The sequence below is a fragment of the Thalassotalea nanhaiensis genome, from assembly GCF_031583575.1.
Lineage (GTDB): Bacteria > Pseudomonadota > Gammaproteobacteria > Enterobacterales > Alteromonadaceae > Thalassotalea_A > Thalassotalea_A nanhaiensis.
Genome location: NZ_CP134146.1, coordinates 4,210,000 through 4,223,334 on the forward strand (window position 1 = coordinate 4,210,000; position 13,335 = coordinate 4,223,334).

Consider the following 13,335-nt stretch of genomic DNA (forward strand, 5'->3'; position numbering starts at 1 on the left):
ATAGAGGCCACCTAGTTGGCATGATTCACCTCAACTAAAAGTAGTTCTTGTAAGTTATTTTGCATATATTTATCTAATGTTTCATTTGCACCCAACGAATTATCCATTGATAAAATAAACGCTTTACCACCTAAGTCTGAGAAGGTTAATTTGTTATATAACTGCAACGCTTTTACGTGTAATTTATTCGCTAAAAATGAATTGCCAACTTGATAAATAAGTCGAATTATTCTTTCTTTTCCTAATGAATTAACAATTAGAATCTGTTGATAAACAATCTGTTTTCCTGTTGCGAGTTCAACCTCCCCATTCGATATATCACTAATAGTCCAAATTGTTTCATCAAAAAGTTTGTTCTGAAAACTAATCAATTCCTTACGATCAGTTTCAAAATAATAAGTTGCAGTAAACACATCTATAAAACTTCCTTTAGTGCTTACTTTTTTATAATCCAATGAATCAGCATGTGGAAAAGTTGGTTGCCATTGTAAAGGTGGGAAATCCTTTTGTTTGCCATTATCGAGGGTAACTAATTCAGCTTTGATATCGTTTTCTTTTTGTTTATATATATAATTTAAAAATGGTCCAAAACTCATAAAAATCAACGTTAAAAAGATAAACCAGTAAGAAGGAAAGTTTACGTTTTTCTTAAAGTTAGATTCTTTGATGTCATACTGAGGCAGTTCTTTATCAGATAAACGATTTCCAATGACAAATAAAATTAATAAAATCACACAGAAGAAAAACCAACCATAAACCAAATGATCAAAGCCAACTGCAGCTTGCATGTCTGAAAGATAGCCTATTAGAATGATTAAAAAGGCCCTAATTCCATTTCCTACTATTGAGACAACAAAGCACAATGTTATGAACAGGGCTTTTTTCCAGAACCCCGTTAAAAACAGGTAAGAATATAAAACCCCGATGGTCACTGTAGAAATTAAAAATCTTATCCCACTGCAGGCCTCTGAGACCACGAACTTCCCGTTAGGGATCTGTATGTACATTCCATCTCTATAAATCGGAATGTTTAATATTTTAGTCAGTCCAACAGAGATATCAGCTGTGATAAATAATAAATAAGGGATCAGAAAGTCGCCAACAGGAATTGCAAATAGCAGAAAGAACAAGGGAAATTTCAAGGTTTTAGTTAGATCTAGACCTAAAAGTGCTAAGCAGATAGATGTGGGGATTAAAAATAAAAAAAACTGTTCAACAATATTGATGCCTGAAAGGGTTCCTACAAACCACATAATAGAAATAATAAGAGTTAAAAATACTCCTAGCCAAGATGGCCCAAATATAACTTCTTGTAGCTTATGCTTTTGTTGGTAAATCAGCCAAATTACTAAGGGAATAATAAAGAATCCATGGCTGTAGGTATTCGACTGAGTCCATGTATTTAGGAGCTTTTGAAACGTTGAATAAAAGATACTTATATAAAAGCCTGAAAATATGGCTAATGCTACAAATAACTGCGGACGAATGGTTTTACTATCCATCACAACTCCCAAGTATTACATCTTGCTTCGGATAAATTGGAAATGTTGAATTTGTAAGATAAACATCTTTCATTGTCGAAAAATTAAAATCTTGGATTAACAAACGAAGCTTATTCTCCATCCGATTTAAATTCGTATAATGTCTAATTTTTGATAATAAAGGAGCGTTGCTTATGCGAGGTTGGTTAGGGTCAATCTCCCATGGGTGAAAATAAAAATTATATGGATGAGTTTCGTGCTGATGGTATGAATTAATCCTATTTTTTGAAAAAAAATAGGGATATAAACGAAAATAGCCGCCACCACCAATACCTACATTTTTATTACCCTTTTTGATAGTTGAAATTGGGATTTCTAATATGCCCTCTTTTCTAGAGTGAGGGAATCTCGGCCAGGATGGCTCTCCATATAAGTCATGACAAATAGGGTAGGTGCTCGAACTATATTTTATCCCCAATTCTGCCAATACTTGATAAGCCCATACTGTTGTTTCATTAATAGAAAAACTCGGAGCTCTATAACCTAATATTTTATCGCCAATTATGTCTTCTATAGTAGATATGCTTCTTGAGACATCAAAAATATATTCATCTCGAGTTTGCTCTGTAATACGGGTATGTTCGAAGCCATGACTAGCAATTTCATGGCCTGAATTATGTATCGTGCGGATCAAATCTGGATATGCTCTGGCAACCCAGCCTAAAATAAAAAAAGTAGCTTTTACGTTATGCTGAGCGAACAAATTTAGGATCTTTTTAGTATTATATTCAACCGTAGGCTTTAATGTTTTCCAATCATTTTTATCTATGGTTTTGGCAAAAGCCGACACATGAAAATAATCTTCAACATCCACTGTCATAGCGTTTTTTACTTTAGCAGACACAGTATTTACCGACCTTTCCCAAATAGCACCACTTCTGCAGTCTGTATTAAAATAAGCAAATCAAGCATGAAACTTCGATGTTTAATGTAATACAAATCAAACTTTAATTTTTCTTGTGCATCTTTATCGTCAGCCCCATAAGGATATTTCAATTGTGCCCATCCGGTAATCCCAGCTTTTACATTATGTCGTTCATTATAATAAGGGATAATTTTCCTAAATTTTTCAACAAATTCAGGGCGTTCCGGCCTTGGACCTACAAAGCCCATATCACCTGCAAGTACATTATATATTTGCGGAAGCTCATCAATTCTATATTTACGTAGATAGTGTCCAACTTTAGTCACCCTTGGGTCACTTATGGATGTACATTCAGCGCCGTTAGGTTCAGAATCTTCTTGCATACTGCGAAATTTAACCATGTTAAAAATTCGCCCATTTAAGCCTACCCTCTCTTGCCAAAAAAAAGCTGGTGAAAATAAACCATTTTCAATCTTTATTGCAAAATATGCCATAAGCATGAATGGCCAAGTAATAACTAAAAGTATTAAAGATAAGCAGGCATTGAACAACCAATCTAATGAATTTCTAAGATCATTATTGGATGTAAAGCCTTCTGAATAAATCACCCAACTTGGATAAATTAAGTTTACGGCTATTTGCCCTGTTTCTCTTTCAATAAAATCCAAAATGTCTGAAACTAGTACTCCCCTAATCTTACAAGCGAACAGCTCATCAACAGGTAAATTCTCACGCCTCTCATCTGTCGCTACGACAATTTCATGTATATGATTATTCAGTACATATTCAATGATACTAGTGTCTAACTTTATTAAATTATCTTCATTAATAAAGACTTCTGTATCACCCGGCATAGAAACAAAGCCAAGTAAATTAAAACCTTTTCGATCAATCTCTCGGCGCATTCTCTTTTCAATAATCAATGCTCTTTGCCCGACACCAAGAACTAAAACATTGCTCCGCGCCAAACCCAACACGTTAAATGCAATCAAGATCAGGCGAAAACTAGCCGATAAAATTAAACTGAACAAGCAAGCATTAAAGAGGATTTGACCATGATAAAGCGGCGATTGAATAAATATCTGTAGTATATTTAACAGCACGAAACTGATGATAATCGCTAAAATCAAACGTTGAGCGATACCACCAAATTTCTCCCTTAGTTTTGATTTATACAAGCCTAACCCTAAACAAGAAAGTTGTAAGGTTATGGTAAAAATCACACCCTTACTGATAAAGTCAAATTGTAGGAACTGCTCAAAAGATTCAATTGATGCAAGCGTGAAGCTCCCGAAAAAAATGAGGACATCAACAAACAGTAAAATCTTTAACATCAAAGATAAGTAATGTGAGTTATTATTTTTCACCCTTAAACCGCCTTGTATTGTTTTTAATAAGCCTATCCATAACCTTTTTAATAATAGACCAACTTAATAAAGATGAGCTTATTTCACTCATTTTTTGGTTAAAAAAGCATCTATGAACTAGTATTTTTAATGTAAAAATAATTAAATTAAGAGTAAGGCTAAAAATATGACAAAAGGATTTTCTCTCTTATATTCAAGAATGTTAGCTACTTTGTTGTGTTTTATAATTTATGGTTGCAGTTCAACACATACGTTACCAACAGCTACCATTTACCCGGCAAAAACAGATACGGCTGCGGCGTATAACTATTTGATTGGCCCTGGTGATCAATTAAATATTTTTGTGTGGCGTAATCCAGAAGTTTCCGGCAGTTTTATTGTGCGACCTGACGGCAAAATTACTACCTCATTAGTTGAAGATATTTCCGCTTCGGGTAAAACCCCTACCCAACTTGCTAGGCTAATTGAGAAACGATTATCAACATACTTACGTGAGCCTATTGTTACTGTAACGATAAATAACTTTGTCGGTCCTTTTAGTGAACAAATTCGTGTTATTGGCGAAGCAACTCAACCTAGGGCGGTTAACTATGGTCAGAATATGACCTTACTTGATGTGATGATTGCAGTTGGTGGCTTGACAGATTTTGCTGACGGTAATGATGCCATATTAGTACGAATCGAAAATGGCAGGCAAAAACAATATCAATTAAACATTGAAGACCTAATAAAGTCAGGTGATATCAAAGCTAATGTGGATGTCTTACCAGGTGATATTATCGTTATTCCAGAAGCATGGTTTTAAACAATAAAAAGATTACTTTGAATGCATGAGCAAATTGAAAAATTTAAAGAAACATTACTAGGTGTTTGGGCAAAAAAACACTATGTAATTATTTCCACATGGCTGATCTGTCCTATAGGTTGGCTAGGTGTTGCTTCATTACCCGATCAGTATAAAGCTTCGGCAAGAGTTTATGTAGATACACAATCTTTATTACGCCCCCTAATGAAAGGCTTAATGGTTGAAACTGATCCCAACACTCAAATTAGATTAATGATAAAGACCTTGTTAAGTCGCCCTAACCTTGAACGTATTGTACGTATGACCGATTTAGACTTACAAGCCCAAAACAATGATGAATTCGAAAAGTTAATTGAAAACTTAAAAGAAGATATCATCATTGATAGTGCAGGTAGAGAAAATATCTACACACTTTCAATTACAGAGAAAGATCCACAACTTGCTAAAAATATTGTGCAAGCAGCGTTAACCGTTTTTATCGAAAACACTTTAGGTGAAACCCGCAGCGATACCGATACTGCTCAACAGTTTCTACAACAACAAATATCTGATTACGAACAACGATTAATTGCCGCTGAAAAACGCCTTACTGAGTTTAAACAGAAATACAGCGGAGTAATGCCAAATGATACCGGCGGTTTTTATACTGCCTTAAATAGTGCAAATTCAAAGTTAAAGGCAACTAAATTAGAATTATTAGAAGCACAAACTCAACTCAAATCAGCAAAAGCACAGCTTTCAAAAGAAAGATCTGTAGGTAAAAATATTTCTGAAAACATCATTAATGACAGCACAATTGCAACTACTTATGATGACCGTATTGTACAATTACAAACCGACTTAGATGCATTGTTAATCAGCTACACCGAACGCCATCCAGATGTTCGCGAGTTAAACCGTCGCTTAAACGAGCTTACGTCGCTAAGAAAAAAAGAGCTAGAAGAGTATTATCAAGCGTTATCCGATAATGAAGAAAGCGGTAACGTTACAGGCAATAATTCATCTAATAACAATCCTGTTTATCAAGAAATGCGCATTCAAATAAATCAGTTAGAAAACTTGGTGGCATCACTCAATGTACGAGTTGAAGATTATCAAAACCAAGTAAACCAACTGAATGCAAAGATACATATTTTGCCTGAAGTAGAAGCCGAATTAGTGGCATTAAATCGAGACTATGCAATTAATAAGAAAAAGTACGAAGAATTATTATCAAGAAGAGAAACCGCTGCTTTAGCAAAACAAGCAGATGCAACCTCGGATAAAATACAATTTAGAGTTATCGATCCAGCAAGAGCTCCTCTTAAACCTACAGGGCCATATCGTATTGCTTACTTTTTTGCAGTTTTTCTCATAGGTATTGTCGCAGGAACGGGCGTAGCTGTGTTAATGATTCAAATTACCCCTTTAGTGGTTTCAACAACACAATTAAGTAGAGAGCTGCAGTTACCAATATTTGGAGTTGTTAGTGCTACTGAAAAATTACATTTAAAAAGTGTTTATAAAAAGAAAACACGCTGGTTTATCACTTCTAATCTAATGCTTATTATTTTATTAATTGTATTTATTACTTACTTTTTGGCACCTGAACTTATTCAGCCACAATTGAAAAGGATTTTCTAATTATGTCTACAATTGAGCAAGCATTGGCGAAGAAATTAGCGGAAAGAGAAAGCCAGCATAGTGAAGAAAAGCAACCTGATAATTCCGCAGAAGTAAGTGGTATCCATAAAGAACAGGTAATCACTTCGACAGAAAGTACTGCAAATAATTACTTCGAAATTGATACACAAAAATTGTCTAACAATGATTTTATTATTCAAGATATAGAGGATAGCAAGCAAACATTAATTGCCGAGTTTCGACAAATTAAACGTAAGCTTTTAAATAATGCATTTGGCGCAGTTGCTAAAACACTACAAAATCCAAACTTGATCATGATCACCAGCCCGAAAGCGAATGAAGGCAAAACTTTTATCGCTTTGAATCTAGCGTTAAGTATTGCTCAAGAACAAGATAAAACCGTGTTATTAATTGATGCTGATGTACTAAGACCAAGTGTATTGAATGAGTGTGGAGTTAAGTCAAAACCAGGTTTAATTGAATACCTTCTGAATGATTCTAAAGACATTAGAGATATTATTTATCACACCAATATAGATAATCTTAAAATAATACCGGCAGGTACTCCTCATCATTTATCCAATGAATTACTCGCCAGCGAGCGAATGGCTAAACTGGCCCAAGAGTTATCCTCACGGTACCCAGACAGGGTTGTTATTTTTGATTCGCCACCATTACTTGGCATTTCAGAGACATCAGTATTGGCACAACTTATGGGCCAAGCATTAATCGCCGTTGAAGAAAATAGAACCTCTTTACATGATGTACAACAGGCAAGTGCATTATTACACGATGAGCTAGCCAAAGGACTGGTATTAAACAAAGCATTTCACGCACAAAAGGAACTATATGGTTATTACGGTTACGGATACGGTAAAAGAACACCTCAATAATTTTTGTTTTATTGCCGTTTGTATACTGATAATTTTTCCAAGCCATGCGAGTGAGTGGCGGGTTCAACCACGCATAGATTTTACAGAAATTTTTACCGATAACGTTGAGCTAGTTCCCGGTAATGCCGACAACAGTTTCGTTTCATTATTATCACCAGGTATCAATATATTTTATCAGTCTGGTGGCGCAAATTTAGAATTAGACTATGCCTATACACAAACACTCTATACCCATGATCACGATCTGGATGATAACTACAATAGTCTTACATCTTCAGGTTCTATTGACTTATGGCCCGATGGATTGGCATTTGATTTTTCCGCATCTATTAGAAATGTTAGTCAAAATACTGCTCGAAACTCTCTAGCAGATCTTGTATCTGCTGATACGGTTGAATATAAAAACTATCGAGCTGGTTTTTCATATAAAGCCGAGTCCTCAAGCTTCAAGATTGACTCAAAAATATCGTTCATACTAGATGAGGCTGAAGATGAAGTTGGCGACCGAGATGGTTATAACGCATATATAAAAAGTGAGAGTGGTAGCAATTCGCGCTATGTATTCTGGAATTTAGACAGCCAATATACCGATTATGAAAACAATGAACGCAAAGGTCGCTTTTATACGGCTGATGCAACTATTGGCTACATTACAAATTGGAAACTAAATCCATTTATCCGGTTTTATGAAGAAGATACCAGTGGCAACCTTAGAGACAGTAAAATACAAGGTACGTCCTCCATTGGAGCTGGCATACGTTGGCTGGCATCCGAACATTTAATTTTAGATGTAGCATATAACTCTGTTGACGAAAAAAGTGATGCTCAAGGGAAGGTTTCAGACAAACAAGATGACTATGTAAGCGGCTCAATAAACTGGCAACCATCTGCTCGCACCGATTTTTTCGCTAAGTATTATCAACGTTTCTTTGGTGACGCTTATCAATTTAACTATCGCCACCGCACTAAACGATTAACCACAACATTTTCATATAATGAAGCTTTGGATTTATTTGATCGCTTAGAATTAGTGCCGGTAAACGTGCAAGATGTATGGTGTATTACAGGAGCAGCAGTCGAAGTTGGTAATTGTATTTTTGCTCCTGATGAAAGTATCGATTTAACTAACTTTACTTTCGCAGGGTTTTATTCCGATCTAGAGCTGCAAGAATCCAACTCTTTTAATCTTAACCAAACCTTTAATTTAACATCAACGTTAGCGCTCAGTAGAATGACTTACCAGTTAAGTTTACGAAAATCTAAAAGAGAAAATCTAGAATTAGAAGACTATGATACTTATGATTTTGCCAGCTTCTCAATAACACGTTTAATGAGTAGAACCACTGAGTTAAACCTTAAGTTTTCATTTAACAAAAACAGTCTTGATCAAAATAACCCGTTAACGTTTGAGCAAATGGACTATTACCGTCTCTATAACATTAATTGGAAGAGACAATTGAACCGCACTCTTAGCGTTACCTTTTCTACGCAGCACCTAAATCGCAATTCCAACCGTTTTGGCTATAGTTATAAAGAAAATCGTGCGTCAATGCAGATAATAAAAGAATTTTAATATGTACGAACAACATTACGGTATGACCTTAAAACCTTTTCAGCTAAGCCCTGATCCAAGATTTTTCTATGCTTCTAATAAACATAAACAGGCACTTTCTTATCTTGAATATGGTTTAGAACAAGGTGAAGGTTTTATCGTGATTACCGGCCCTGTGGGTACAGGAAAAACCACTCTCGCTCAAAGTTTACTAAGCAATTTAGATGTTACAAAAATTCATGCGGTGCAAATCGTAACCAGTAAGCTTTCACCTGAAGATTTACTTTTGGTTATTGCCAAAGAATTTGGATTGTCACCATTATCGCCAGCTAAAGCGCATTTATTGCAAGCCATTGAAGAGCATTTAATGACCTTAAAATTACAAGGTATGCGAGCTCTATTACTGGTTGATGAAGCTCAAAACTTACCTTTGGATAGCGTTGAAGAGTTGCGGATGCTCTCTAACTTTCAAAGTGATAGCAAACCTTTATTGCAAAGTTTTTTACTGGGACAAGAAGAGCTTAAGAGTATTATCTTAAGCCCTGAACTAGAGCAGTTTCGCCAACGTATAATTGCTTCATGCCATCTTCAGTCATTAACAACCGAAGAAATTGAACAATATGTATTGCATCGATTAACGTCTGCTGGAATTGCAAATGCTGAGATATTCGAGCGTGATTGCTTCACTCAAATTCAGCAAATAACAACAGGCATTCCAAGAAAAATAAATCTACTGGTAGACAGGATTTTATTGTACGGTTTTTTAAATGATTTAACTCAATTCACCAGCAGTGAAGTACAAACAGTTATTGATGAAATGGCCGACGAATTAAGCGCCTCGCTTTCAATAAATAATCAACAGCAAGAACTATATAATAACCAACCTGGCGTTCATTTAAATAAAATGGAAAATCGCGATGCACTGCTTAGTTCATTACAAAAAGTTGATAATTATTTACAAGAAAACATCGATCAAAAAATAAAAATGAATCGCTATTTGGATAAGTTGCTAAAACAAAAAAACCTTACCCTATCTCAGTTTGAGAACCCTGAAGACAATTCATAACGGTCCCCCTTATTCTCCTTCCAGTGTTTTTAATTGCAAACCATATTTATCTACCAGTCCGTATAATGTTGGCCTGGTTATACCCAGTAATTCAGCGGTTTTACTCATATTGCCTTCGGCTAATGCAAAGGCTTGTTCAACAGCTTTTGATTCCGCTTTTTCTCGAACACCACGCAAATTAAATTCAGCGAGAGATATATTATCCGACTCTTCAACAAAACCTAAATCTTCACTGGTTATTTGCCCAGTAGCAGCCATGATCACTGCAGATTTTATTTTGTTTTGTAATTCTCGAATATTACCCGGCCAAGAATGCGACTTTAATGCCGCGGCAGCGTTGTCGCTAAACCCTTTGACTTTAACGTTATAATCTTTGCCATATTGTAGTAGAAAATATTGCGCTAAAATAAGCACATCAAAATCCCTGTCTTTTAACGGTGCAATCGGGATCACCATTTCACTAATGCGATAATATAAATCTTCTCTGAAGTTTTTTTCTTCGACCATTTGTTGTAAGTTTTGATTTGTTGCACAAATGACTCGCACATCTACAGCTAACTCTTGCCTACCACCAATTCGCTCTATCACTCTTTCTTGTAAAAAACGTAATAATTTAGCCTGTAAATTAAATGGCATGTCGCCTATTTCGTCAAGAAATAAGGTCCCACCCTCGGCCATTTCAATTTTACCTTTTGTCATTTTATGGGCGCCGGTAAAGGCACCTTTTTCAAAACCAAATAACTCACTTTCCAATAACGTTTCAGGAATTGATGCACAGTTAATGGCAATAAACGGCTTTTTACTTCGATTACTTTGTTGATGTATCGCGTTGGCAATAACTTCTTTACCGGTTCCGCTTTCTCCAAGTAGTAGGGCTGTGATTTCGGTAGGAGCAATACGTTTTACCATATTTCGTAGTTTATCCATCACCACACTACTGCCAATAATACCGCTATCAACGCCACCTAATTCTCTAATTTCTCTGTTTTCAGATTCTATTTTCGCCAGGTTAAATGCTCGCTCAACGATTACATTTATCACATCACCATCTAAGGGCTTTTGATAAAAATCGTAAGCACCTTTAGCCACTGCATCTAATGCGACTTGATGCTCATCATTACCCGTTATTACAATAACCTTGGTAAAAGGAGATAATGTTAAAATCTGCTCTAATGCTTTTAATCCCTCACTTGCATTTGCAGCATCAGGTGGTAAACCTAAATCTAACAACACAACTTTTGGTTCATGCATACGTAGACTTGATATGGCTTGCTCTCTATCACCAGCTAATAGCACTTCATACTGAGACAAACTCCATTTCAGTTGTTTTTGAATGCCTAAATCGTCATCAACAATCAGTAGTTTTTCCATAGCTTTACTCACTTTCCTTGCTTAACTCGTGTAACGGCAATTTAATGGTAAACAAACTGCCCTTTCCAATAGTGCTCTCAACGCTTATCTTGCCATTCATTTCTTCTATAAATTGCTTTGCTTCATAAACACCAATGCCCATACCCGCATTACCTTTTGTAGTACTGAACGGTTTAAATAATTGCTCTCTAATAAATTTGCTGCTCATACCATGACCATCATCCTCAATAGTAATGATTAGTCCATTAGTGTTAATTTTACCACTAACGTTAACCACACCGTCATGCTGACTTGCTTGTTGGGCATTTTGAATCAAGTGAATTAATACATTTAATAATCGCTCTTGCTCTATCCACATCAATAGGTTTTCATCGTAATGACAACTAACTTGAGGGTTATCTTGATTACATATTTCCACTGATTGTCTAATGACATCGCCAACATCTATTTCTTTCTTATTATCTTTGGGAGCTTCGTTACTTTTTTTTCTAAGCTGCAATACAACTTTGTTTAACCGTTCACTCGCTGATTCAACGGTACTAAATACATCGGCGACAAATTCAGGGTTGTGCTGATGTTGAGTCGCATTTTTTGTGATGAGAGACAACTGGGCTTGTATGTTTTTTAAATCATGGAGTACAAAAGCTGACATACGGTGAAATACAGAAAACTGTTGGCTCTGTGCAAGCTTCATTTGCGCGTTTTGCAATGATAGATAATTACCCAGTTGCTTAGACACGGCGAACAAAAAATCTCGATCTTCCCAGTTAAGCATAGGCTTTTCTTGCGGCCCAGGAAGAACAAAATAGCCCATTAAACTTTGTTGGCTATAGGTAGGTATAATTAAGTCAATATGACTTTTTAGTAAAACATTAGACTCAATATCTAAACTAGAATAGCGCTGTGGATAACGTTGATATTCTCGGACATCAACAATCCACTGTTGCTTTTCACAATACAAGTGAACATCGTGCAATTGTTTTAGCACTTGCGCGTTTAGATTTAACTCCCCCTGATAAACTACATCCAAGTCTTCACCGTGAACCTTAAGAAAAGCACAGTAATTTACCTGCAGGCATTCTCCCATTGCTTTGCATGCGCTAACAAATAGATCATTGGAGTCATCATTTTCAATTGCAGCAATTAATTTTAACCATTCAACCCGATAATCATATTTATTGGCAAAGAAGTGCTTTCCAATAAATACTTTTATTTTTGCTCTAAGGCTATTGGCAATAAGTAAAGCCACCAAAGCTAACAGTCCCAGTACCATAAATACAGTACTGAGCAAATCACTCCATTGGCCACCTATGTATCTAATTAAATAGCCTGAAAGGGCCAGAATTAATAAATAAAGGCCACTAAAAACGATAATACTGCTGTAAAAAACTACGTCTCTGGAAATAAATAAATCGGGGCTGCAATCTTTTAATCGTTTTGAGCTTAATAGCAATAACGGCATAACGGCAGCAGTGATAAAACCGCGCGCATACCAAAAATCAAAATCTAATCGATTAACCATAGACGCTTGTGAGTACATCACAAAATCAAAAATAAACAAGCAACCCAGACCTATCGTTAATGGCCAAAGAGCCCACCTTAATTGCTTCTGGTGATTTCTAAATACTTGCTCTAAATTCACCAAAGCAAATAAATTCAAGGCTAATAAAACAATAAACAACCATTCATATTTATTTAAGAACAGAACACTAATAGCACCAAACACCGATAATCCTAGCCAGATCAGTAGGTACTTTTTAACTTGTCGGTTGGCAATAAACTGCTGGAATGACTGCAACCCGGTATTAACGCTAATAAATAATAATGACCAAAATGCTATTTTTATTGCTTCAAAAATAAAGGTAATTTGTAGGGAAAATGATTGATAAACTTGTAGCGCGCACACTGCGACAGAAAGCAGAGTTGTTAAACAGGCATAGATCACTAACTGGCTAGCAAAGGTTTTCTGCCTTGCTACCATTAACAATAAGAAAAACACTAGATAAGCTATAGTCGCAACGCCATAACCAATCAGTCCGAGAAGCTCCATTTGATACTCAATTATTATTATAAAATCAAAGTTTGTTTGAATTTTAAACACTGAGTTTAATAATAGTTCATTTACTCTTATTTGCATGGTATTCCAATCACTTAGAAACTACACAGAGGTGTTTTAGATTTATGAATCTATATGTTTTTTAGGATTTAAAACAATGCAGGCAGAAGAATATTGATTAGAACTAATTTTATTG

10 protein-coding genes are annotated in these 13,335 nt (G+C 35.6%); 5 read left to right on the plus strand and 5 right to left on the minus strand.

Annotated features, from left to right (window positions below; genetic code table 11):
- Positions 1 to 11: 11 nt before the first annotated feature.
- From xrtA to RI845_RS18350, 3 genes are read right to left on the minus strand one after another with little or no spacing between them, the layout of a single operon-like run.
- Complete coding sequence (gene xrtA / locus RI845_RS18340; RefSeq protein WP_348387621.1) at positions 12 to 1,502, minus strand: exosortase A; 1,491 nt, start codon at positions 1,500 to 1,502, stop codon at positions 12 to 14.
- A complete protein-coding gene (locus RI845_RS18345; RefSeq protein WP_348387622.1) occupies positions 1,495 to 2,385 on the minus strand; it encodes an XrtA system polysaccharide deacetylase in 891 nt (296 codons plus the stop codon). The genes xrtA and RI845_RS18345 overlap by 8 nt, the downstream gene beginning before the upstream one ends.
- A gap of 5 nt (positions 2,386 to 2,390) precedes the next feature.
- Positions 2,391 to 3,773 carry a TIGR03013 family XrtA/PEP-CTERM system glycosyltransferase gene (locus RI845_RS18350; RefSeq protein WP_348387623.1) on the minus strand — a complete coding sequence of 461 codons (1,383 nt, stop codon included), beginning with the start codon at positions 3,771 to 3,773 and terminating at the stop codon, positions 2,391 to 2,393.
- Between the two features lie 199 nt (positions 3,774 to 3,972).
- On the opposite strand from RI845_RS18350, the gene RI845_RS18355 reads away from it, so the two are divergent.
- From RI845_RS18355 to RI845_RS18375, 5 genes are read left to right on the plus strand one after another with little or no spacing between them, the layout of a single operon-like run.
- Positions 3,973 to 4,578 (plus strand): XrtA/PEP-CTERM system exopolysaccharide export protein, encoded by a 606-nt coding sequence (locus tag RI845_RS18355; protein WP_405054134.1) that lies wholly within the window; start codon positions 3,973 to 3,975, stop codon positions 4,576 to 4,578.
- A 21-nt stretch (positions 4,579 to 4,599) separates the two neighbouring features.
- Positions 4,600 to 6,201: an XrtA system polysaccharide chain length determinant gene (locus tag RI845_RS18360; protein ID WP_348387625.1), complete on the plus strand. Its 1,602-nt coding sequence runs from the start codon at positions 4,600 to 4,602 to the stop codon at positions 6,199 to 6,201.
- Positions 6,202 to 6,203: 2 nt separating this feature from the next.
- Positions 6,204 to 7,094, plus strand: a complete 891-nt coding sequence (locus RI845_RS18365; protein ID WP_348387626.1) for an XrtA-associated tyrosine autokinase — start codon at positions 6,204 to 6,206, stop codon at positions 7,092 to 7,094.
- Positions 7,051 to 8,667, plus strand: coding sequence for a TIGR03016 family PEP-CTERM system-associated outer membrane protein (locus tag RI845_RS18370; protein ID WP_348387627.1), 1,617 nt, complete (start codon positions 7,051 to 7,053; stop codon positions 8,665 to 8,667). The genes RI845_RS18365 and RI845_RS18370 overlap by 44 nt, the downstream gene beginning before the upstream one ends.
- A 1-nt stretch (position 8,668) precedes the next feature.
- A complete protein-coding gene (locus RI845_RS18375) occupies positions 8,669 to 9,712 on the plus strand; it encodes an XrtA/PEP-CTERM system-associated ATPase (RefSeq protein WP_348387628.1) in 1,044 nt (347 codons plus the stop codon).
- A 9-nt stretch (positions 9,713 to 9,721) separates the two neighbouring features.
- On the opposite strand, the gene prsR is transcribed toward RI845_RS18375, so the two are convergent.
- Positions 9,722 to 11,083 carry a PEP-CTERM-box response regulator transcription factor gene (gene prsR, locus RI845_RS18380; protein ID WP_348389560.1) on the minus strand — a complete coding sequence of 454 codons (1,362 nt, stop codon included), beginning with the start codon at positions 11,081 to 11,083 and terminating at the stop codon, positions 9,722 to 9,724.
- A gap of 4 nt (positions 11,084 to 11,087) precedes the next feature.
- Positions 11,088 to 13,220 carry an XrtA/PEP-CTERM system histidine kinase PrsK gene (prsK, locus tag RI845_RS18385; RefSeq protein ID WP_348387629.1) on the minus strand — a complete coding sequence of 711 codons (2,133 nt, stop codon included), beginning with the start codon at positions 13,218 to 13,220 and terminating at the stop codon, positions 11,088 to 11,090.
- Positions 13,221 to 13,335: the final 115 nt, after the last annotated feature.